A 22,681-nucleotide genomic window follows, 5' to 3' on the forward strand; every position below is an offset into this window, starting at 1 on the left:
GGTGCGAGGCGGCAAGCCAACCAGGTGATTTCCACTCTTGAGGCCAGAGCAAAAATGGCCTGTCGCCCCCGAAAGGTGTGGCCGGGTAAGCCCGTTATAGCGTTTGAGGTCGCAACTCCCACCCGACCCTCCCCCATTTTCACCCAACGAAAATAGGGGAGGGCAAGAGAAGGGTTCCGACAAAAGCAGGTGGCACCACGAGCGGCCCCTCGTCCTGCAAACGGATGAGGGGCCGTATTTATTTACTTGAAGGAGGCCATCATGCTCGATCTAAATCTCGTTCGCAACCAAACTGACCTGGTCAAAGTGTCCATGAGCGCCAGGCGCTTTGACGCTCCAATTGACCGCGTGCTTGAACTCGACAGCCAGCGGCGGACTCTGCTCACCGAAGTGGAGCAACTCAAAGCCGAGCGCAACGCCGTCTCCAAAGAGATCGGCAAAATCAAGGACGCGGCGGAGAAGCAGGCTAAGATCGCCGAGCAGAAAGGCATGGGCGACCGCATCGCAACGCTCGACGAGCAGGTGCGGCAGGTAGAGGCAGAAATGGACGCCCTGCTCAGCGCCATCCCCAACCTGCTCGACCCGCGCGTGCCTGACGGCGACGACGACAGCCAGAACGTCGTCATCAAAACCGTCGGCGAGCCGAAGCAGTTGCCCTTTGAGACTAAGCCGCACTGGGACTTGGGCCAACAACTCGGCATCATCAACTTTGAGCAGGGCATCAAGCTCACCGGCTCGCGCTTCTACGTGCTTCACGGCGCGGGCGCGCGCCTGCAACGCGCCCTTATTTCCTGGATGCTCGACCTGCACACGCGCCGGCAGGGCTACACCGAAGTCTATACGCCCTTCATGGTCAAAGAGGCGACGATGTTCGGCGCCGGGCAACTGCCTAAATTCAGAGACAACCTGTACCGCGACGCCGAAGAGGATTTGTGGATGGTGCCGACTGCCGAAGTGCCCGTTACCTGCCTGCACCGCGACGAAATTTTGGCCGCCGCTGATCTCCCCAAACGCTACTCAGCCTACACCCCCTGCTTCCGGCGCGAGAAGATGGCCGCCGGGCGCGACGTGCGCGGCATCAAACGCGGCCACCAGTTCGACAAAGTGGAAATGTACATCTTCTCCCTGCCCGAAGAGTCAGACAAGGCGTTGGAGCAAATGCGCCAAGACGCCGAGCAGACCTGCGCCGAACTGGGGCTGGTCTATCGCGTCAAGCAACTCTGTTCGGGCGACGTGGGCTTCAGCGCCCGCACCACTTACGATCTTGAAGTTTGGGCGCCGGGCCAGAACGAGTGGCTTGAAGTTTCGTCCGTCTCAAACTGCGGCGACTTCCAGGCCCGCCGGGCCAACGTGCGCTTCCGCCGCGAGCCGGCGGCCAAACCGGAGTTCGCCCACACCCTCAACGGTTCCGGCCTGGGCCTGCCGCGCACCATGATCGCCGTCATGGAAAACTACCAGCAGGCCGACGGCTCTATTATCGTGCCGGAAGTTCTGCGCCCGTGGATGGGTGGAATTGACGTGATTCGTTAGAATAACGAACTTGCCTTGCACAGTTTTACCGCAGAGAACACAGAGAAGACTCTTTAGTTTAGACCGACGCGGCTGCTTCGCAAAACCGCGTCGGTCTAAAGTGTTTGTTTCTGGATGGAACTCAACGAAACCACCCACTTCTTCATTGGCTTTCTGGCGTTTCTGGTCATGGCCGTCGGCCTGATCGGCACCCTCCTGCCCGCCCTGCCGGGCATTGAACTGATCTGGCTGGCAACGCTGGGCTACGGCGTCTTCAGCGGCTGGGGCAAGTGGGGAGTCTTCCTCTTCATCCTCATCACGCTCACCCTCGTCGTCGGCGAAGTTGTCATCTGGTGGCTGACCAACACCACGGCGGCCAAAACCGGAGCCTCGTGGCAGGCTGTTCTCCTCAGCATCATTCTGGGATTGATCGGCATGTTCGTCATCCCCGTGGTTGGCGCGCTCATCGGCGCAATGCTGGGCGTGTTTCTGGTGGAATATCGTCGGCGGCGAGATTGGCGCGAGGCGCTCAAAGCTACGACCGGCGTGTTGTGGGGCGCGGGCCTGTCGTTCGGGGCGCAAGTGATCTTTGCCCTGGCGATGATGGGTTTTTGGGGATTGTGGTTTTACCTGCGGGCGCTCGAAATCGGAGTCTGAGTCACGGCTTGAAATAGACCTGCCCCACGCCCATCGCTTCCAATCCCTCATCGGCCCAGTAACTCACCAGCATCGAGTCATCTTCCAGCGCCTTGAAAAGCGCCGGGATGGCCGCCGGGTCTTTGATATGAGCCAGGGCGCGGGCGGCCAGCCGCCGCGTGGCCGCATCCTCAGCCTGCAAGGCTTCGAGCAACGCCGGAACTGCCGGCTTGCCGATCTGCTCCAGCGCGTCGGCGGCCAGGCGAGCCAGGAAGTCGCTGGAGTCTTTCAAGGTCTCGACGAGGGTTGGGACTGCCGAAGACTCGCGGCGCTGACCGAGGGCGACGATGGCGCACGCCCGCACGCCCGGATCGGGATCGGCGGCGGCGGCCAACAACGGGGCAACCGCCTCCGGTGTGGGCAACGAGGCCATCGCCCGGAGCGCCCACCAGCGAATATCGGGCGACTCCGAGCGAGAACGTTCAATCAATTGAGGGAAATCTTCAGGAATGATGTGAGACAGGCCGGCTTCGGCGCGGCTGTCATCGCCTGCAAAGAGATCGTCCAGCATAGTTTTCCGTAGAGCAAGTTGGCAACTTGCTCTACTAATCGGCCGGCGGGGGAACCGGCAGGGCGTCTTCGGCGGTGTTCACCCACTTGTCGCCCACATCAATCAGCATTACCGGAATGTCATCACGAATCGGGTACTTCCGTTTGCAATCGGGTTCCTGGCAAACCAGCCAGGTATCTTTCACCAGCTTGAGCATGCCCTGCTTCTCACGCACACAATGCGGGCATCGCAGAATATCGAGCAAATCTTGACTGACCATTTAGGTTAAGCCTCCGTTGGCGCGAAGTATACCAGACACCCGGTGATTCAAACCAAGACCCGGCGGGTTTCAGAAACCCGCCGGGTCTTTATGGTTCTAATCACGGTTGCCAGACTGGCGAGAGGTCGGGGTCGAGTTTGGCCGTCAACCGCGTTGGTTTCTTGCCGTCGGCATCCATCACGTAAAGCTCAGGGTTGCCGTCGCGTTCGGAGATGAAGATGATCTTCGTGCCGTCGGGCGACCAGGCCGGGCTGTAATCTTTACCGGCGCTGTCCGTCAACCGGGCCGGTTCCGAGCCATCGGCATTCATGGCGTAAACCTCTTCGTCGCTCGTCTCGTTGGAATAAAACAGAATCTTTGCCCCGTCTGGCGACCAGGCCGGGCCTTGATAGTCAACCGTGTCTTTCGTCGTCAGCCGGGTCTGTTCCGAGCCGTCGGGGTTCATCACGTAAATTTGCCAGTGGCCGTCGCGGTTGGAGGCAAAGGCAATCTTCGAGCCGTCGGGCGACCAGGCCGGCGTGCTCTCACGGGCAAAGTTGCTGGTCAGCCGGGTCTCGTCGGAACCATCCGCGTTCATCAAGTAAACTTCCGCGTTGCCGTCGCGAAAAGAGATGTAGGCGATCTTCGAGCCATCGGGCGACCAACCTGGCTCGACATCGTTGAAGTCGTTGCTCGTCAGCCGCGTCTGCTCCGAGCCGTCAGCGTTCATGGAATAGATTTCGGGTTTGCCGTTGCGGGCCGAGTGGAAGGCGATCTTCGTTCCGTCGAACGACCAGGCCGGAGAACGATCCTCAGCCGGGGCATCCGTCAGGCGAGTCACGCTGGCGTCGGTGCCTTTGCCCGCCGTGAGCAAATAGATTTCGTAATTGCCGTCGCGGTTGGAGACGAAGGCGATGCGGCTCGTGCCGCCGCCAAACTGGGTCGGGGCGCTGGTGGGCGTCGCGGCAGCGGTCGGCGCTTCTGTCGCGGTCGCGGGCAGAGGTGTTTCGGTTGCGATCACGGCGGGTGAGGTCGGGGTGGCGGCCACCACCTGGGTGGCGGTGGCAACGGCTACTGGAACCGCCGTCGGCGTAGCCGGCCCGGCCAGCAGAGTCATCAATCGTCCCCAACCGCCCGTCACCGCCAATCCGATTCCAATCAGCACGATGCCGCCGATGATCGCCAATGCAATCTGAGGCAGGGCCATTCGTCTTTGAGGCGGCTGGGGTGAGTCGCCTGCGCCTTCTTTCGGCAGGCGGGCGGTTTGCATGGGGTCTACGCCGGTTCGCAGGCTGGCCCGCATGTCTTCCGCGTTCTGAAAACGCTCTTCGGGGTCAATGGCGAGCGCCTTGTCTATCACTTCGGCCAGGGCCGGGCTGACGTTCAACTCGCGGCGGGCCAGCGGCACAAACTTTTGCGGCTTCATGATCCGCGAGAGGGCGTCGGCGGGCGCTTCGCCGCTGAGGAGGGTGTAGAGCGTTGCGCCGAGCGCATACAGGTCGGAGCGGGCGTCGGTGTGGCCCATGCCGTACTGCTCCGGCGAGGCAAAGCCGGGGGTGAGGCCGCGCGCGCCGGTGGTGGTCACGCCGCCCTGCGTTCCCATTTCTTTGGCAATGCCAAAGTCCACCAGCACCGCCTGGCCCTCAGGCGTGATTTTGATGTTGGCCGGTTTGATGTCGCGATGGATGATATTGCGCTTGTGCAAATAGTCGAGCGCGTTCAAGACCTGCTCGCCCCAGTGCCTCACGTCGGCTTCGGGCAGGGGGCCGAGGCGCTCCAGCCGTTGTTTGAGGTCGTCGCCTTCGATGAAGTCCATCACCAGATACTGGCCCTGGCCGGGGATGATGAAGTGATCGGTGACGCGGGGCAGGTTGGGGTGGCGGAGCGCGGCCAGCAGGCGGGCCTCGCGCTCAAACTGCTTTTGCGATTCTTCAGCGCCCAGTTGATTCTCTTTGATAGCGCAACGAATGTTCAAGCTTACGTCATGGGCGTCGTACACAGCGCCCATGCCGCCCTGGGCCAGAAAAGCATCAATTTGATAACGGTCGTGGAGGAGTTGGCCGGGAGAGAGGGGCATAAGATGTTATTGATGATTTTTACCACAGAGTTCACCGAGAACACAGAGAAAACTCTGTGGGCTTTGTGCTCTCCGTGGTGAAACGATTCTACACAGAGTTGAGCCGTCTTTTGCAGGTTTGAAGTATACTCCGCCCTACCAAAACGGCAAGGGAACTTTCGTCATGATTCCAACTGATAACTTTCTGAAAGTGAACGGCCTGCGCCTGCACACTCGCGACTGGGCCGGCGCGGGGCAGGCTGTAATTCTCGTTCACGGGCTGGCTTCCAACGCCAAAATCTGGGATCGGGTTGCGCCGATTTTAGCCGGGCGCTTTCGCGTCCTCGCCCTGGATCAGCGCAGTCACGGCCAAAGCGAAGCGCCCGCCAGCGGCGATTACGGCTTCGACTCCATTTGCGCCGACCTGCATGGCGTGATTGAGGTTTCAGGTTTCTCCAGGCCGGTGATCGTGGGCCACTCGTGGGGCGCGAGCGTGGCCCTCGAATACGCCGCCCGCTGGCCGGACGGGGTGAGCGGCGTGGCGCTGGTGGACGGCGGCTTCCTTAGCCTGGGCAAACGCATGACGTGGCCCGAAGCCGAACAGCGGCTGGCCCCGCCGAGGCTGGCCGGGACGCCGCTGGCCGAATTCCGCGAGCGAGTCAAAACCTTCAGCGGCGAACTTTACAGCGAAGAACTGCTGGACATCATTCTCGGCAACTTTGAGGTAATGCCGGACGACACCATCCGCCCGCACCTGGCTTTTGAGAATCACATGAAGATTGTGCGGGCGATGTGGGAAGAAGACGCCGAGCGGTTGTACCCGCGCGTGCACTGCCCGGCTCTGTTCCTGCCTTGCCTCCCGCCAGAGCCGCGCGACGAACAAGCGGCGAACTTTATGCGCTTCAAGCGCGAGGGGGCCGTGCTGGCCGAGCGCCTCCTGCCCCAGGCTCGCATCGAGTGGCTGGCCGACTCCATTCACGACGTGCCACTACAAAGGCCGGCGTTGGTGGCGGAGAAGGTGGGGGAGTTTGTGGAGAGTGTGCGCGGCGGGTGAAGGGTTCTCCACATCAAAATTCTGCGTGTAATATCTGCCCTGATCTATATCCTGAGCGAAGTCGAAGGAGAAGTTGAAGGGTCTGCCCACCTTCCACGCGCGTGGTCATGTTGCCATTGGCATCATACGAGTAGCTCTCGCCCGTCGAGAGGCCAGTGACGGCGTGCTTGTGAGCCGTGTCGCTGTAGGTATAGTTTGTATACTTCCAGTCCTGCTGGCCCGGGCTGAGCGCGCCGCGAATGAAGGAAGAGATGGCGCCTGAGGCGCTGGTGAAGCCGATGAAGTGCCCGCGATTGTTGGTGCCAATGCTGGCCGCGCCGAACGTGCCAGAGTTGGTGGCTGTGCCAACAAAAGCGTTGGGCCAGATGCTAACTCGCAGGATGTTGCCGAGTTCGTCGTAGTCGCAGGAATGCTGGTAAAGCGTGACGTTATTTTGGACGGTCAGGGTTTCCAACTCGGCATATATTTGGAAATATCCCTAACTACAAGAGTTACTGTATTTGTACAAATGTCCGCAACATACAAATTAGAAATATCAGTGTCACTAGAGATAAAAGCAATATGTTGACTATCAGATGCCCAGCTAAAATCACGCACATCTAAGCCTTTTCCTTCTGCTATAACCTTTTGATTAGCTCCATCAGCATTCATGACAAGAATGGAATTACCTGTTATTTCTCGATGTGTATCGGTAGTAATTGCTCCATATGCAATCACATGACCATCCGGTGACCATAGGGCTTTTATTTTGAGGGTATCGGTGCTCGTCAATTGTTTTCGCTCAATTCCACCTGGACTCATCACGTAAACCTGTTCGGGGCTGAATCCTGGCCCAGGCACCGATATAAACAAGATTGCCTTGCCTGATAAATGCCATTGAGGAATGGTTTCGCTAAACCCCTGGGATGGTAACTCTCGCAAGCCCAAGCCATCAAGTTCGATTGTATATATTCGCCGGACTACACCTTGGCTATCTAACGCTGCATCAAAAGCGATGGTTCGACCATCTGAGGCCCAATCAGGGCGAGAAGGCCCAAATACTAGTCCCTTTGTCAAATTCGTTAGCACGAGCTTTTCGATATTTAGAATGTACAGATCGTTTGTTTCATTATTATCCAATCCGATGAGAGCAATCTCTTCGCCATCATCAGACCAACTGAATTCTTGTAGGGTTTTCAAGTTGGGAGTCAGCACACTTCTATTTGAGCCATCCGAATTTATTACGTACAGTTGATAGGCTTCCCAGGAACTTCCAGAGGCAAAAGCTATTCGTTGTCCATCTGGAGACCAAACAGGAGCAACGTCGTCTATGTTATTGTAAGTGATTTGTGTCAATTCGCCCCCATCTGCCCGCACAGTGTAAATCTCCTGGTCGCCATCCCATTTTGCAACAAATACAATAAACATCGAGCCCAGATCAGGCACTTTTGAGACCATGCACGGATTAACAGTGGTAGGTTCATAGGTAGGAGTGAGAGTCCGTGTAGGTTGTGGAGGCAATGTCTTCTCGGCTAGCACCGGGGTAGCAGTATTTGAGGCTTCCGTCAAATGAGTAGGTTGTCCGTCAACAGTGATTGAGGGGGCGCAAGCCGCAGACAATACTAAAACGGTGACAAGCGTGAGCAAGCAAGTATTTTTCATATCCAGAGTCCGAATTGATAAACTGGGGAGTTGCCAATATGAACTTTCTAATTGTATTGGAACTGGTCAGCAATAACTGCCTTTCCCACAGCCCGACGATTTTGGTATTAACTGATAGACTGTTGCGTTGTTGCGCTCTGCGATCTGGAACCAGCTTGTTGAGTTAGCAAAGCCCACGCCAACAAACAGATCAAATCGCTGGCCTTTGATTGCTCCACCCCGATCCTGTACTTCAAAAACACCATCATAAGGAGTATGAGAAGCGAGAGCTGGTGCGTAAATTAAAGTGCCTTTTTCTAACTCTTTGGGTCCTGCGACTGAGTAGTAGGGTGTCAAGTTTCGAGCCAGGCCGAGCTTGAACATAGCATCTCCGGGATTGCCTACATGGTCAACATCAGATACTGTCCCGTCTTCACGCACATAATTACCGTTTCTCCAATCGACTCTATAGTTTTCTTTATCCGCCCAATAGAGTTGGCTGGGGTTATCAATATGAATATATTGTCCTGAGTCAAGTAGCCCTGTACCCTGCATGACCACCCCGCCTCTCCCAAAAAGAAAATCTTCCTTTGCTTGCATATCTGGAATCCCTGGAATATCGGTTCCCGAGCCGGAGAAATAACCGCTTTTTTCATCCGCATACACATAAGCAGAAAATGTATATTCCCCAAGCAACTGGAGATCGTAGTCGTCGAAGGGATTAGGAATATAACTACTATTGTCAGTACCCTCTTCGCAATCTTCTTCAAAGGCATATTCGCTATCACAATAACTATGCCCAGTAGGATCAATGAATTTCAACGGATTATTGATCGCGTAGCTGTATCTGTTCAAACTTTGTGGGTTCTTCCAATCCGGCACCACCGTATCCGCGCTAATGAACCTCCCCAGCTTTTGCGAGTAGAATCTCGCCCCAAAGCTGTATATCCCCAGCCCGGTGTCAATCTGCCCGGTGAACAAATGCGCCGTCTTCAGGTCGGCTGTTGTGATGCGGCTCTCGCCAAACGGGTAATATCGTTGCTCGCCATTCGCCTCAATCGTCCCATCGGATTTCAGCAGAACACTGGCTGACCCCAGATGGTCACTCAGCATGTAATACACCGTGTTCGTCCCGCCCACGATGTCCACCCGCATCGCGCCGCCGGCAGGGTAATACGTCGTCTTCTTCGTCACCGTCCCGCCCGCGCTCAACTCAACTTCGTAGCTGCCAAGATAGAGCGTCGAAGTTCCATCCGGCTTGACCTTCTTCACCAAAGCGCCATCGGCATCATACACGAACGTCGTGGTCTGCGTGCCAACCACGACGGACGCAAGCCGATTTTCAACGTCAAAGGTTTGGGTATAAGTCGAGCCACCTTCCACGCGCGTCGTCATGTTTCCATTCGCATCATACGAATAGCTCTCGCCAGTGGAGAGGCCGGTGACGGCGTGCGGCCTCACCGCGCCTGGGCCGCTGGCCGGGTAGGTATAGTTTGTGTACTTCCAGTCCTGCTGGCCCGGGCTGAGAGCGCCGCGAACAAATGAGGAGATGGCGCCTGAGGCGCTGGTGAAGCCGATGAAGTGCCCGCGATTGTTTGTGCCCACGCTGGCCGCGCCGAAGTTATTGGTTGGTGAAGGCGAATTCGGCAATCAGGCGGTCAAGTGAGTCCCCCGAATCCACGGATAAGAACCTAAAAAATGCTTTTCGCTCAGCAAACTCGGCTTTATATACAAAACCGGTTTTCACCTGTTGGGCGCAAGACTGAAGCGCACTATTCACCTATTTTCGTAGGCTGATCAGTGATTTTCAGCTAGATGCCCTATCCGCAGATCCGGGTTATTCATTTTGTGGTTCAAGTAGTTTGGAATCGAACCATACATCTTCGTAATTTTGTGCAAGTAGAAACCGCCAACCAGGTGGCAGTCCAAGGTATGGAACAACTTCTGGATACCATGTCTCAAGGTGAGCAATGTGCAACGGCTTAAAGAAACTTGGATCATCAGAAGGCTCTCCCTGCCCCGCCCAAATATACCAACCAGATGTATCGCCCTCGGAGCGAATACGCAAGCCATTTAGCGGGTAAACGTGCTCTTTCGTATTCTCAGTTATGCCTATCTTCGAATTGATTAATACCGGTTCATAGATAGCACCATGTTTTCTGCAAATCTCTTGTTGGCTACGAGCTATGTCAGGATTCATTTTGTTTTTCCAAAGAGCAACTGTTTCATAAATTTTGAAAATTGACTGAGCCGCCCTCCTTGCCGATAAGAGCAATCAGGGCAGTGTGATTGAACAGCATCTACACTCTTCATGCGCGTTGTATCAATTTCCCCAGTCTTATAGTATTCTACAACAAGAGCCTCTTTGTGATCGGCAAACATGGTATCTGCTGTTTACCGCACTCCACGCAAGGTTGGCCTTGCACCGCTTTTCTTTGAGCAGCTGTTACAGAGTTTGAAGAGCACGGATTGGCAGAATGTTCGGATTCTGATCAGTTCATTCTGCTAATCCGTGCTATCTCACGACGGGTCTCCCGACTTTAACGGGAATGGGACGCGGATTCACGCGGATGAACGCAGATTTTGTTTTTTATCAGCGAAAATCAGTGTTCATCTGCGTCCCAAAACTTTTTTGGCTCTACCAGATTGAGTGTGAAAACCCTTAACACAAAGGCGCTAAGGCGCAAAGCCGCTAAGAAATAAACTGGTTTTTCTTTGCGCCCTGGCAACTTTGCGGCTTTGCGTTAAAAAATCCCGTTAAACCCGGAAGAGCCACTTTTTCACGTTAAATTTGGGAGAGCCCTCACGACTCAAAAAGCACGGTTTGCCCGGTTGAAATTAGGCAAGCCATGTTTTTGTTGGGCGCTACCGAACGGCTCATAACTCCGTGTCAGGGTCACAACGCCGCCCGCATTCGCCAATTGTCTCACACTCCCCAGCGCATCCGGCAGGTGGTAGGCAAAGCCGCCGGGTTGTTGACTGATATATAATCCGCCGCATGGCAAAGACCCTCCTCAAAAACCTCGACATTCTCACCCTCGACGACGCCGGAACGATTCTGCGAAACAGCAACATTGCCATTGACGGCAAGATCATCGTTGCGGTGGGCGAGGCGCCTCCCGACTTCAAACCGGACGAAGTCATTGACGGCTACAACCACCTCGCCCTGCCCGGCTTCTTTAACGCCCACTGCCACGCGGCCATGACTTACGAACGCGGCTGGGCCGAAGACCTGCCCTTCGAGCGCTGGCTCAACGAGAAAATCTGGGTGGCCGAGGCGGCGCTGACGCCCGACGATGTGTACTGGGGCGCGGCCCTGGCGGCTTGCGAAATGATTCGCGGCGGAGTCGTCGGCTTCAACGATCACTACTTTTATATGGATCGGGTGGCCGAGGTGGTCGAGCAGTCGGGCCTGAAGGCCGGGCTGACCTGGTGCGTGTTCGGCATTGGCGACGATAAGGAAGTGGGCGCGAATTTGGACGGCGCACTGGCGTTCATTGATCGCTGGCAAGCGCGAACGCAAGCCGATGGCCGACTGCGACTCCTGCTCGGCCCCCACTCGCCCTACCTTTGCCCGCCCCACTTTTTGCGCCGGGTGGCCGGTCTGGCCGCCGAGCGCGGCCTGACCGTTCACCTGCACGTGGCCGAGTCGCAGGAGCAAGTGGACAACTCGCTCAAGGCGCACGGCAAGACTCCGGTTGCCCACTTAGAGTCGCTCGGCATCCTCGATAACCCTTGCATCGCCGCCCACTGTTTGCGCGTGAGCGACGATGATTTGCAGATCATGGCCTCCCATTCAGTGACGGTTGCCCACACCCCGATCACCTACATGAAGCTGGCGATGCCGGCCAACGATCTCTCGCGCTTTGCCAAACACAACGTCAACGTCGCCATCGGCACCGACGGCCCGGCCTCCAACGCCGACATGGACATGCTGGCCGCCATCCGCCAGACCGTCATCCTGCAAAAATATGATCAGCGCAACCCTGAGGCCGTGCCGGGCGACACAGCCTTGCGCATGGCTTCGCAGAACGGCGCGCGAGCTATGGGCTTCGCCAACTCGGGCGTGATTGCGCCCGGCCTGGCCGCCGACCTCACCTTGATTGATATGGATAAGCCCCACCTTCTTCCCCGTCACAACCTTGTCGCCAACGTGGTGCACTCGGCCAAAGCCGCCGACGTGGATCACGTGTTTGTGGACGGCAACCTGCTCTACCGGAAGGGCGAGCTATTGACTCTCGACGAGGCGAAGATCAAAACAATGGCCGAACGTGGCGCGCTGAACATGGTGAGCCGCGACATGCGAAGCGTGAGGGAATATAAAGGATGACGGCCAATCAATCCCCGGAAGTTACCCCAAGTCTAATAACCAGGCAAGTGTTGTCCAATCGCAACTATCCCTTGACGTAGGACAATTTTTCGCAGATGGAACCGTTCTTCACCTGGAATATATCAACTCCTCGGACATGCCCCTTTTTTCCTGCCACATCTACCCAGTCGTATCTCCAGCGCATAATGCACCGAATGCCAAAGCCAAAAATCTCCTCGATTTCGATGTGGGCATGGGGCGACTCACGGAAGAAGTCCCGCCAAAACTGAGTGACTGCTTCCTTCCCCGAGTACACAGCGCCGTCGGGGGCCGGATCAGTGTTTTCGAAGACGCAATCGTCGCTCATAAGTTGCATCATACCTGCGACATCATGACGGTTGAAGGCCTCATTGAACTCAAGGACGACTCGGATCGCCGCTTCTAACCGTGACATGCGGGTTGAACTCATATAAATAGCACCTCCTTCAGTAGAAAGCCGATTGGCCGCCCAACAAGAAACATCTAACTTGAAACGCCCGCCTGCCAGGTGTTAAAAAGCGACGGGCCTGCACTACTCAGGCCCGTCGTCCTTTGTTTACGATATCCTATCCAGCCTTGCAACACCCGTCCGACATTGTGTTGGATGGCGCTCGTTCAGGCTGTTGAAGATGGTGCAGAGATGCCCACTACAGGGCCATGCGCTCTTCGCCCGCAAATTGGGGCAAGCCTATAAGTGAGCGACTCTATCCAGCCTAATGTCGTCCGACCACTGGTGCGCCGAACAACTGCTGACATCGTAAACCTTGCAAGCGATTTTATTTTCACTTGCATCATACGACTCTCTTCATGCCGCTGTCAACTGATTCATGTCACTATTTTGGAATCTGTAATTTTTCTCATGTGCTTGAGTCTAAACCAACACTCGTGTCGCTTCCGCGAAGATGATGCACTCGACCGGGCTATTATTTTAGGGAGGCGACTAAGGTCCATCGGATGTTGGCGGTTGGTAGAGCCGGAGTATGGCCGCAATCAGCGGCGTCCCCATAGCAAACGGCGCGATGACACGGGTGGTTTCAGGATAACCGAGCGCAACCGAGCTTAAAGCCAGCATCCCAAAGCCAATCAAGGGCAGAAGGATAATCCACTTTCTGATCCGGCCCAGCGGCTTGAATGTGAGCCTTTGCTCAATCAGCCGGTACAGAGCAGAAATGGTAAAGGTGGTGACCAGCCAGCCAACGTAATTTTGGAAAGGAACGCCGAAATACGGGCCGCCATCCAGCCATACCCAGGCTTTTAGCTCATTCACCAGAGCCGGGTCCATCGTCAAATCCCAGGCCGTGATCACCATCGCCGTCAACAGGGCGCTCAACAACAGCCATACTATCGCCTGCCGTCGGCTGAACGGAGTCCCCTGGATGACCAGATTAGCGATCAGGTGGCTGGGGTATAACACCATAAAGTAGCCCAGGGGAATGACAGCCGGAACCACGCCTAGCAATCTGTAGCCTAGAACATCCGTGTAGTAATAGCGGCCAAAGATCAGGCCGGTGCGCTGGCCGACATATTCAAAGGCAAAGGCAACGGCTATTGTCAACACATAGAAGATCAAAGCGGGCCGCCAGCCAAGCATGTAAATGGCATGGGCCAGCACAAACGACGAGAAAATGACGGTCAGCACCGGCCACGGCACGCGCGCCTCCGCCGGGAGTTTGGCCGTGATGTGATACAGGTTGATTCCAATATGTGCCACGAAGAGAAGGACAATGGCGGCAAGCAGAATCAGTTCCAACGTGCGGTTGATCTTGGCTTCGTCGGCGTTCATTTATGGCTTCCAGCTTGGGTCGGCGTCGAAGGCGGTGTTGTCGGTCACGCGAGTGACGGCCAGGGTTTCAAGGTCGAGCAAGTATAGCTCGTAATCGCCCTCGCGGTTCGAGTCGAAAAGGACGAGCTTGCCGTCGGGCGAGTATTCGGGTGAAGCGTCCACGGCCAGGTTGCCGGTGAGGTTTTGCACGGCAGCCGTGCCCAGCACCAGGCGGTACAAGTCAAAGTTGCCGTTTCGATCCGAAGCGAACACAATTTCTGCGCCGCCAGGACTCCAGGTCGGGTAAGTGTCGTTGCCGGGGTCGTTCGTCAGGCGTTGCAGTTGAGCGCCGTCAGTGCGCATCACATAAACCTCGTAGTTCTTCTCGCGATTGGAGGAGAAAACAATTTGCGAGCCGTCAGGCGAATACTTGGGGAAGAGGTCGAAGCCGCGATCGTTTGTCAGGCGAACTACGTTCGTGCCATCCGGTTCCATGCTATAGATTTCATAGTTGCCGTCGCGGTTCGAGGCGAAGGCAATGTTCTGCCCGTCCGGACTCCAGGCCGGGGCTTCGTCCTCAACGCCGTTGTTGGTGATGTTGAAGACGTTCGAGCCGTCGGTGTTCATGATGTAAATGTCGCGGTCGCCGTCGCGGTTGGAGACGAAGACGATGCGACTGCCGTCGGGCGAGAAGCGTGGGGTGATGTCTGCGCCTTCGGCGTTGGTCAGGTTGATGGGCTGAACGTCGCCAAATCCAAAAAGATAGATGTCTTCCTGGCCAGGCGTGGTTGAGGAGTGATAGACGAGTTGGCCGGAGTTGCCGATGGGAGTCGGTGAGAGAGGCGGACTCGTAGAAGTTGGAAGCGTGGGAGTTTGGGTGGAAGTGGGGGTCGTCACTGTGGGGGTAGCGGACGCAACCCCCGTTGCCGCCGGCTGAACCGTAGGAGGCGGGGTGGGGGTCGGGTCAAGCACCGAGCGCGGGGCAATGCCCATCGTGCAGGCCAGGGTTGTCAATATCAATATGAAGATAAAACCGCGAAGGCGCGAAGCTCGCGAAGAAAAAATCCAGAAAGAACTTTGCGCCCTTTGCGTCTTTGCGGTGAAGAATTTCTTTTCAGGCATAGGGCAGGGTAAAGGTGAAGGTTGAGCCTTTGCCGAGTTCGGAATGCACGGTGATGTCGCCGCCGTGAGCGCGGATGATTTGCTGAGCGATGGTCAGGCCGAGGCCGGAGCCTTCGACCGGGCGGCCTTTGACGCGGCGAGCGCGATAGAGCTTGTCGAAGATGTGGGGCAGGTCGTCGGGCGGGATGCCTTCGCCGGTGTCCTGCACCGAGCATTCGATGTAGGGGCGAGTCTCGGACTCGCCCTTACGAACGGTAACAATAATCTCGCCGTCGGGCGGCGTGTATTTGAGGGCGTTGTCGAGCAGGTTGAGGATCACTTGTTTGAGGCGGGCGCGGTCGCCTTCGAGGCGCGGCAAGCCGGGCGCAAGGTTGAGGCTGAGAGCCAGCCGCCGCTCTTCGGCCAGATCGGAAATTTGCAGGATGGCTTCTTCGAGCAGGCCGCCGAAGTTGAGCGGGGCGCGATCAATGGTGAACGAGGGCGACTCGAGGCGAGAGAGGGTGAGCAGGTTGTCTACGAGTTGGGTGAGGCGCTTGGCTTCGTCGGCGATGATGCGGCGCGAGGCCAGGAAACCTTCGCGGTCGTCGGGCGCGTCGCCAATTTTTGCGGCGTGGCCCTGGATGACGGTGAGCGGCGTCTTGAGTTCGTGGCTGACGTTCTGGATGAAGTTGCGATAGAAGGCTTGCTGGCGCTGGGCGGCGGCCATGTCTTCGAGCAGAACCAGCGTTTCAGTTTTGGAGAGTCGGATGGCCCGCGCTTGAAATGATTGGCCTTCCACCGCCGGGATGTTGCGGACGATGTTCTGCCCGTTGTGAAGCGAGTCGGCGACGAGGGCGATGGCGTCGAGATTCTCACGCCAGGCTTCGGCGGCGGTGTTGTGGGCGGCGAGGTGGTTGCGCTGAAAGAGCAAGGCCGGGTAAGGGAAGCCGTCGAGCAGGCGGCGGCGCTGGCGAGTCAACGATTGCCGCTGGCGAAAAAGGATGATCGCCGTTGTGAGGCCGATGAGGGCCAGAACAATGGCAATGAATTCGAGAGGGCCGAAGTAGAAGATAACGTCAGGCATAAAGGAGACGACAGACAACGGACGAAGGACCTTCGTCCGTCGTCTGTCATTTGTCGTCAACTCACATCAAACTTGTACCCCACCCCGCGCACGTTCACAAGATAGCGCGGCTCTTTCGGATTCGGCTCAATCTTTTGGCGCAAGGCCCAGATGTGCTTTTCGAGAGTCTTGGTTTCAATGTCGCTGTCGCCGGGGATGTCGAAGACAGCTTCGAGGAGCGCCGTGCGGCTGAGGGGGCGACCGGCGTTGGTGACAAGGTAGTTGAGCAGGTCAAATTCGCGCGGGGTGAGGTCGGCGGCCTCCCAGCCAGAGTCACGCTTGACGCTCACGACCCGGCGCAAAGTATCCACCCGCAGGTAGTTGTCGAACTCCTGCACGGCTCTTGGCAGTCGCGCCTTCACCCGCGCCAGCAGTTCGCGAATGTCGAACGGCTTGGGCATGTAGTCGCTCGCGCCGAGCGAGAAGCCGAACTCAAGGTCGCTCACGCTGTCGCGCACGGTGAGGAAGATGATGGGCACGGTGTCGCCCGCGTCACGGATTTTGCGGCAGACGGCCAGGCCGTTCGGGTCGGGCATTTCGATGTCGAGGATGAGCAGGGCCGGATGCTCAGTCTCCCACTTGTATAGCGCCTCAGCCCCGTCGGCGGCGGTGACGACCGTGTAACCCTCGCGCTCCAGCGCCGGCTGGACGAAGGAGAGGATGTTCGGGTTGTCGTCGGCCAGCAAAATTTTGGGCGGCATGTGGGGGATTATAGACATGGTGAGTCTGGAGGGCAAGTAGGTAGTGGCCGGTGGTCAGTGGTCAGTGAACAGTGATTAGTAGCCAGTTGTTAGCGCACTTTTCACTGTTTACTGATCACTGTTCACTGTCTTACGGCACCGCCCAAACCCTCACCGCCCCCTCCACGCTGGTGCTCACGATGAACTTGCCGTCGGGGCTGAAGGCGAGAGCGGAGATCGTGTCTGTTTGGTAGTCGGCGACCAGTTCGCCCGTGTCGGTGTCCCAGACCAGCAGTGTGCCATGCGCCAGGGCGGCCAGGCGAGTCTTCTGCGGGTTGAGCCAGAGGGTGCGTCCGTGAGGCGCGCTGGGGAGTCGGTCTGGGGTGAGAGTGGCGGTTTGGTTGCGGTGCTCGGCCACGCCGGTTGGCATCAGGGCGCTCAGGTTGATGTCGTCGCGAGTGGCATCCACCATTGCCAGGCCGAGAATGGATAGAAAGGCCAGGGTGAATAGAACGGCTTTTTGGAACATGATGACCTCTTGGCAACAACGGGTCTGCCGAATTCAACGGATCAAATCCGTTGAATTCGTTAAATCCGTTGTCCTACTTGATCGCCCCCAACACCATCTCCTCAAACGTCAACCCGCCCGTGACGCCGATGATGGGGTAAAAGTCATCGCCGGAATACGGATAGTAGCGCGGCAGGTTGTAAGGTTCGGGGTCGCCGAGCGCCACGCTCCGGTCATGGCGAGTGTGGCCGCCGACGGCAAATTTGTAGCCCAACGTTTCAAGGATAGAGAAGGCGGCGGGGTTGGGCGAGTCGAACGGATAGCAAATGCCCAACGCCGGTTGGCCGATCTTCTTCTCAATCAGTTTCTTCGAGCGGCCCGCGTCCATGGCGATCTGCTCCGGTGACATGGTGGTGTAATCAATGTGCGACCAACTGTGCGAGCCAACCGAGATCACGCCTTCCTTTTGCCACTCGGCCAGCCTCGGCCAGCAGGCGTTCTCGCCGTCGCACTCGTCCAGCGTCCGGCTGGCCAGCACGAAGAAGATGGCGTGAAAGCCATACTGCCGCAAAGCCGGGATGATGACGTTCTCATAGTCGTCGAACTTCGAGCCGCCGACATCAAACGTCAAAACGACGGAGCGTTGAGGCGGCGCAAACGTCCCTTCGACAAAAGTCGCAAGCTGTTCGGCAGTGAGCGTCGTAAAGTTGTTCTCGGACAGCCAGCGCAGTTGATCGTCAAACCACTCCGGCTTCATGGACACACCCTTGCCCATGCTAAAGTAGGAATAGTGATATTCGATGATGGGCAGGCGGATGGCAGTTGGCTCCGGCGAGGCGGCGAAGACGACGTTGGGCGGTTCACTGCCAACGGGCATAGCCGGGGCAAACGCCACTGTTTGAGTGGCGGCTTCCACCAGTGAAACCGGAGTCGCGATCCGGCGCGGGCGCATGGCCTTCATCGTCAGCTCGACCGGCTGGGTCTCATCAACCGCAACCGCGCTGACCAGAGTCGTCAATAGCAATGAGAGCAAAAAAAGTTTCCGAAACATAACGGGCCTCCTGAGTGAGTTGCTCTCACTTTAGGAGACCCGGTTCACCGCCAGTTCCGGCCAAAGTTACGAATGATTAACCGTCGCGGTAACTTTGGCGTAACCCTGAAACAAAATTCTGCTATGATGAAGTTGAGGGGTTGGAAGATCGCTAACCAGGAAAGGATGCCCTCATGAAAGCGCCGCTACCTGCAAACGAACCGGAACGGCTGGCCGCTCTGCGCCGGTACAACCTTCTCGACACCCCGCCCGAAGAGGCCTTCGACGACCTCACCCTGCTGGCCGCCAAAATTTGCGAAACGCCCATTGCCCTTGTCACCCTTATAGACGAGAACCGCCAGTGGTTCAAGTCAAAGGTGGGCCTCGCCACGCCGGAGACCTCGCGGGACGTTGCCTTTTGCGCCCACGCCATTTTGCGCCCCGACGACGTGATGGTCGTGCCCGACGCGCTGGCCGATGAGCGTTTCGCCGCCAACCCGCTCGTCACCGCCGAGCCGCACATTCGCTTTTATGCCGGCGCGCCTCTCGTCACTCGCGACGGCCACGCTTTAGGCACGCTCTGCGTGATTGACCGCGTGCCGCGCGAACTAACATCGGAGCAGTTGGCGGCTCTGCGAGCTTTGCGCCGGACGGCCATCACCGAATTGGAACTGCGCCGGGCGATGGAGGAAATGGCGCAGACGGTGGCCGAGCGCGACCAGGCCCAGCGAGCCGAAGAGGAGCACGCCCGCATCACCAACATCCTTGAAAACATGGGTGACGCCTTTGTGGCGCTGGACGCCGACTGGCGCTACACCTACATGAACCACAAGGCCGGGCAGATTTTCAACCGGCGGCCCGAGGACATGATCGGCAAACATATTTGGACTGAGTTCCCGGAGGGCATCGGCCAGCCCTTTTACAAGGCTTACTACAAGGCCGTCGAGACACAAACGCCCGTCCACCTCGAAGAATATTACCCGCCCTACGACCGCTGGTTCGAGAATCGTATCTACCCTTCCAAAGACGGCCTCGCCATCTTCTTTCAGGACATCACCGAACGCAAACAGGCCGAGGCCGCACTGCGGGAGAGCGAGGAGAGATTCTCCAAAGCGTTTCATTCCAACCCGGCGATGCTCGTCCTAGCCACGCTCGACGGCAAGAATGTGGATATCAATCAGGCGTATGCAGATTTCCTCGGCTATTCCCCGGAGGAGATTCTTGGGAAGAGCGTTGTGGATTTGCAGATCGTCAGCCTGGAGGAGCGCCAGAAAATAATCGAACTTATCCAGCGCACTGAAGGCTCGTTGCGTAATGCCGAGGTCGCTGTGCGAGTTCGCGACGGCAGTCTTCGCCATATTCTGCTTTCAGCGGATACAATTTCGCTCGACAGTGTGCCACATCGCCTGACGACTTTGCTGGACATCACCGACCGCAAGCAGGCCGAGGCCGCGCTCCGCGAAAGCGAGCGGCGCTTCCGCGAAATGCTGGCCGATTTGCAATTGATCGCCGTCATGCTGGATTTGGAAGGCCGGGTCACATTCTGCAACGATTATCTGCTCACGCTCACGGGCTGGCAACGCGCTGAGGCGTTGGGCCAGGATTGGTTCGCCATGTTTGTGCCGGGCGAGCGTGGCGAGGTCCGCCAGACCTTCGTCGCCGCCCTGTCCGCTGGCGGCGTATCGGCCCACTACGAAAACCCCATTCTCACTAAGAGCGGTGAGCAACGAGACATCTTGTGGAACAACACCATGTTGCGCGACACAGCGGGCAACGTCATCGGCACAGCCAGCATCGGCGAAGACATCACCGAGCGCAAGCAGGCCGAAGAGGAGCAGGCTCGTCTGCACGAGCAAATCCAGCGCCGCCTCAAAGAGCTAACCGCCATTCACCGGGCGGGCCGGCAGTTGCAGAAACTGCTCTCACCTGAGGCGCTGGCGCAGGAAGTCATCCGGGTGCTTGAAGAGGTGCTCGATTATGAATACGGCGCGGCGCTGTTGATTGAAGAGGCAACGGGCCGGCTTCTGCCGTTTGCCGTCAGCGACAAAGGGCTAGGCCCGGCTTATGTTGAAGCCGACCGGGTTTATATTGAGTCCCATCAGATTCGGCCCGGCTGGGGCATCACCGGCTGGGTGGCGCAAACCGGGCAAAGCATTTGCGTGGGCGACGTGCGGCAGGAGCCTCATTACTATTCAATGCGCGACGACATCCGCTCAGAGTTGTGTGTGCCGCTTCGGGTAAGCAACAAAGTCATCGGCGTGATCAATATTGAAACAGCCCGGCTCAATGCTTACACGAGCGCGGATCAAAACGTGCTGGAAACGGTAGCGACCCAGATTGCGACGGCAATCCAGAATGTGCGCCTGTTCGACGAGTTACGCGAGAGCCGCGAACGTCTGCAAGCCCTTTCCAAGCAACTGCTGGAGGCGCAGGAAGCCGAGCGCCGCCGCATCGCCCGCGAACTGCACGACGAACTCGGCCAGGCGCTCACCGCCCTGAAACTTAGTTTGCAATCTTTGGAGCGCGCGCCCGCCGCCGGGCTTGAACCGCAGATTCAAGAGAGCATTGACATCGTCGAACACGCTCTGCAACAAGTGCGCAATCTGTCGGTGGAGTTGCGGCCTTCTCTGCTCGACGACCTGGGCCTCGTTCCGGCCCTGCGCTGGCATTTGGATCGTTACACACAACGAACCGGAACCGCCGTCCACTTCATGGCCGACCCGGCCACGGGCCGCCCGCCGCCTGAAATTGAAACCGTCTGCTTTCGGGTGACGCAGGAAGCGTTGACCAACGTGGCCCGCCATGCTCAAGCCGGGCAAGTGTGGGTGGACTTGCGGCAAAGCGGTGATGAATTGCGCCTCACCATCCGCGACGATGGAACGGGGTTTGAGGCGCGGGCGGCGCGGGCGCGCGCCGCTCGCGGCGGCAGTTTTGGCCTGCTGGGCATGGAAGAGCGCGTTTTGCTCATCGGCGGTAAGATTGAGATCGACTCCGTGCCGGGCGAAGGGACTGAGATAAAGATTAGCTTTCCGTTGCCGTAAGATGAGCATTGAGATGAGGTCGCCCGTCTAATCCGCCAGGTTCCCTGGTTCTCGCTTCACTATGACCACTCCCATCCGCATCCTCCTCGCCGACGACCACGCCCTGGTGCGCGCCGGGATTCGGGCGCTGCTGCAGAACATGCCCGACGTGGAAGTGGTGGCCGAGGCCGGCGATGGCCGCGAAGCCTTGCGCCTGATCGAGCAACACAAGCCCGATCTGGTTCTGATGGACATTGCCATGCCGGGGCTGAACGGCCTGGAGGCCGCCGCCCATTTGAAAAAAGATTTTCCCGACGTGAGGCTGATCATTCTCTCCATGCACACCAACGAAGAATACGTGTGGCAGGCTCTGCACAGCGGCGCCAGCGGTTATCTGTTGAAAGATGCCAACCTGTCCGAGTTGGAGATCGCCGTGCGGGCCGTGGCTCGCGGCGAGATGTACCTCAGCCCGGCCGTGTCCCGGCGCGTGGTAGACGACTACATCCAACGCGTTGGCGGCCAACCCGGCGAAGCCGGCGAGGAGCCGGGCGGCCAGGTTCGCCTCACCCCGCGCCAGCGCGAAATCCTGCAACTCATCGCCGAAGGCAACACAACCCAGGCCATCGCCCAAACACTCAACATCAGCGTCAAGACCGTCGAAACGCACCGCGCCCAACTCATGGAGCGCCTGAACATTCACGACGTGGCCGGACTGGTGCGTTACGCGATTCGAATTGGGCTGATCACGTCGGATAAGTAGCGCTCAGTTTAGCCGGTCTAATCCGCCCACACCCTTTGGTTCTAAGTCGCTCCCTATTCTTCTGGGAAGCTCCCCCTGCAGAACCAAAGGTAAGGCCAGACCGACGCGGTCTTCAAGACCGCGTCGGTCTATCAGGGTTTCCCCGATAACGCCCCGGCTTGTTTTAGCATAAAGTGCGCTTGAACATGAAGCCAATTCGCACTCTGCTGGTGGACGATAGCCCCGAATTTCTAAAGTCAGCCGCCAGGTTTCTCGCCGCGCAAAGCCGGGTTGACATCGTCGGGCAAGCGCACTCGGCCTGCGAAGCGCTGGAACTTGTCTCGCGCCTTCAACCTGATCTGGTGCTGATGGATTTGCGCCTGCCCGGACTCAACGGTCTGGAGGCGACCCGCCGCCTCAAAGCCTCGGTTCAGCCGCCTCGCGTCGTCATCCTCACTCTGCACGACCAGGCCGAATATCGCCGCGCCGCAACCGACGCCAAAGCTGACGGCTTCATCGCCAAAGCCGAACTCGCCGTGCAGTTGATGCCGCTGATAGATCGCCTCTTTGCCCCTCCATCCGACTGAGCCGAGCGTGGAGCAAATTGGCAATTTGCTCCACATTTAAGTCTTTCCCCGCGCCCGCTTCGGGTTTCCCCTGATTCCGCCATTGTCCGTTCAGGCGTA

Annotated in this window: 22 protein-coding genes; 7 read left to right on the forward strand and 15 right to left on the reverse strand. The window is 57.8% G+C overall.

Annotated features, from left to right (window positions below; genetic code table 11):
- The first annotated feature begins 261 nt into the window (after positions 1-261).
- Positions 262-1,530 carry a serine--tRNA ligase gene (gene serS, locus HYZ49_18510; protein ID MBI3244276.1) on the forward strand — a complete coding sequence of 423 codons (1,269 nt, stop codon included), beginning with the start codon at positions 262-264 and terminating at the stop codon, positions 1,528-1,530.
- A 114-nt stretch (positions 1,531-1,644) separates the two neighbouring features.
- Complete coding sequence (locus HYZ49_18515) at positions 1,645-2,166, forward strand: DUF456 domain-containing protein (protein MBI3244277.1); 522 nt, start codon at positions 1,645-1,647, stop codon at positions 2,164-2,166.
- A 1-nt stretch (position 2,167) separates the two neighbouring features.
- Here HYZ49_18515 and HYZ49_18520 read toward each other — a convergent pair whose 3' ends face one another.
- The 3 genes from HYZ49_18520 to HYZ49_18530 all read right to left on the reverse strand — a co-directional run bounded on the left by HYZ49_18520 (position 2,168) and on the right by HYZ49_18530 (position 5,031).
- Complete coding sequence (locus HYZ49_18520) at positions 2,168-2,716, reverse strand: HEAT repeat domain-containing protein (GenBank protein ID MBI3244278.1); 549 nt, start codon at positions 2,714-2,716, stop codon at positions 2,168-2,170.
- 34 nt (positions 2,717-2,750) lie between these two features.
- Entirely contained in the window at positions 2,751-2,975 is a 225-nt protein-coding gene (locus HYZ49_18525; protein ID MBI3244279.1) for a Trm112 family protein, read from the reverse strand.
- A 100-nt stretch (positions 2,976-3,075) separates the two neighbouring features.
- Complete coding sequence (locus HYZ49_18530) at positions 3,076-5,031, reverse strand: serine/threonine-protein kinase (protein ID MBI3244280.1); 1,956 nt, start codon at positions 5,029-5,031, stop codon at positions 3,076-3,078.
- 163 nt (positions 5,032-5,194) lie between these two features.
- Between HYZ49_18530 and HYZ49_18535 the strand changes: the two genes are divergently transcribed.
- On the forward strand, positions 5,195-6,064 hold the full coding sequence (locus HYZ49_18535; GenBank protein ID MBI3244281.1) for an alpha/beta hydrolase: 870 nt from the start codon (positions 5,195-5,197) through the stop codon (positions 6,062-6,064).
- A 13-nt stretch (positions 6,065-6,077) separates the two neighbouring features.
- Here the strand turns inward: HYZ49_18535 and HYZ49_18540 are convergent, their stop codons facing one another.
- From HYZ49_18540 to HYZ49_18560, 5 genes are all read right to left on the reverse strand, one after another.
- A complete protein-coding gene (locus HYZ49_18540) occupies positions 6,078-6,518 on the reverse strand; it encodes a hypothetical protein (protein MBI3244282.1) in 441 nt (146 codons plus the stop codon).
- A complete protein-coding gene (locus tag HYZ49_18545; GenBank protein ID MBI3244283.1) occupies positions 6,506-7,501 on the reverse strand; it encodes a PD40 domain-containing protein in 996 nt (331 codons plus the stop codon). The genes HYZ49_18540 and HYZ49_18545 overlap by 13 nt, the downstream gene beginning before the upstream one ends.
- 270 nt (positions 7,502-7,771) lie before the next feature.
- Entirely contained in the window at positions 7,772-9,334 is a 1,563-nt protein-coding gene (locus tag HYZ49_18550; GenBank protein ID MBI3244284.1) for a hypothetical protein, read from the reverse strand.
- A gap of 187 nt (positions 9,335-9,521) precedes the next feature.
- The gene (locus HYZ49_18555; protein ID MBI3244285.1) at positions 9,522-9,872 is read right to left on the reverse strand and encodes a hypothetical protein; all 351 of its coding nucleotides are present in this window, start codon (positions 9,870-9,872) and stop codon (positions 9,522-9,524) included.
- Positions 9,873-9,880: 8 nt separating this feature from the next.
- Positions 9,881-10,066, reverse strand: coding sequence for a hypothetical protein (locus HYZ49_18560; GenBank protein ID MBI3244286.1), 186 nt, complete (start codon positions 10,064-10,066; stop codon positions 9,881-9,883).
- A 616-nt stretch (positions 10,067-10,682) separates the two neighbouring features.
- Here HYZ49_18560 and HYZ49_18565 point away from each other — a divergent pair.
- Positions 10,683-12,014 carry an amidohydrolase gene (locus HYZ49_18565; GenBank protein MBI3244287.1) on the forward strand — a complete coding sequence of 444 codons (1,332 nt, stop codon included), beginning with the start codon at positions 10,683-10,685 and terminating at the stop codon, positions 12,012-12,014.
- Between the two features lie 64 nt (positions 12,015-12,078).
- On the opposite strand, the gene HYZ49_18570 is transcribed toward HYZ49_18565, so the two are convergent.
- From HYZ49_18570 to HYZ49_18600, 7 genes are all read right to left on the reverse strand, one after another.
- Positions 12,079-12,462, reverse strand: a complete 384-nt coding sequence (locus HYZ49_18570) for a nuclear transport factor 2 family protein (protein ID MBI3244288.1) — start codon at positions 12,460-12,462, stop codon at positions 12,079-12,081.
- 510 nt (positions 12,463-12,972) lie between these two features.
- On the reverse strand, positions 12,973-13,815 hold the full coding sequence (locus HYZ49_18575; protein ID MBI3244289.1) for a carotenoid biosynthesis protein: 843 nt from the start codon (positions 13,813-13,815) through the stop codon (positions 12,973-12,975).
- The gene (locus tag HYZ49_18580; GenBank protein ID MBI3244290.1) at positions 13,816-14,814 is read right to left on the reverse strand and encodes a PD40 domain-containing protein; all 999 of its coding nucleotides are present in this window, start codon (positions 14,812-14,814) and stop codon (positions 13,816-13,818) included.
- Positions 14,815-14,908: 94 nt separating this feature from the next.
- Positions 14,909-15,979, reverse strand: coding sequence for a hypothetical protein (locus tag HYZ49_18585; GenBank protein ID MBI3244291.1), 1,071 nt, complete (start codon positions 15,977-15,979; stop codon positions 14,909-14,911).
- Positions 15,980-16,035: 56 nt separating this feature from the next.
- Positions 16,036-16,737, reverse strand: coding sequence for a response regulator transcription factor (locus HYZ49_18590; GenBank protein MBI3244292.1), 702 nt, complete (start codon positions 16,735-16,737; stop codon positions 16,036-16,038).
- Between the two features lie 112 nt (positions 16,738-16,849).
- Positions 16,850-17,227 carry a hypothetical protein gene (locus tag HYZ49_18595; GenBank protein MBI3244293.1) on the reverse strand — a complete coding sequence of 126 codons (378 nt, stop codon included), beginning with the start codon at positions 17,225-17,227 and terminating at the stop codon, positions 16,850-16,852.
- Positions 17,228-17,300: 73 nt separating this feature from the next.
- Positions 17,301-18,257, reverse strand: coding sequence for a polysaccharide deacetylase family protein (locus tag HYZ49_18600; protein MBI3244294.1), 957 nt, complete (start codon positions 18,255-18,257; stop codon positions 17,301-17,303).
- 173 nt (positions 18,258-18,430) lie between these two features.
- Here HYZ49_18600 and HYZ49_18605 point away from each other — a divergent pair, with 173 nt between their 5' ends.
- The 3 genes from HYZ49_18605 (at position 18,431) to HYZ49_18615 (ending at position 22,582) form a co-directional block, all read left to right on the forward strand.
- Complete coding sequence (locus HYZ49_18605) at positions 18,431-21,277, forward strand: PAS domain S-box protein (protein ID MBI3244295.1); 2,847 nt, start codon at positions 18,431-18,433, stop codon at positions 21,275-21,277.
- A gap of 61 nt (positions 21,278-21,338) precedes the next feature.
- The gene (locus tag HYZ49_18610) at positions 21,339-22,016 is read left to right on the forward strand and encodes a response regulator transcription factor (GenBank protein ID MBI3244296.1); all 678 of its coding nucleotides are present in this window, start codon (positions 21,339-21,341) and stop codon (positions 22,014-22,016) included.
- A 185-nt stretch (positions 22,017-22,201) separates the two neighbouring features.
- Complete coding sequence (locus HYZ49_18615) at positions 22,202-22,582, forward strand: response regulator transcription factor (protein ID MBI3244297.1); 381 nt, start codon at positions 22,202-22,204, stop codon at positions 22,580-22,582.
- Positions 22,583-22,681 lie beyond the last annotated feature (99 nt).

The sequence above is a fragment of the Chloroflexota bacterium genome, from assembly GCA_016197225.1.
Classification (GTDB): Bacteria; Chloroflexota; Anaerolineae; order Anaerolineales; family VGOW01; genus VGOW01.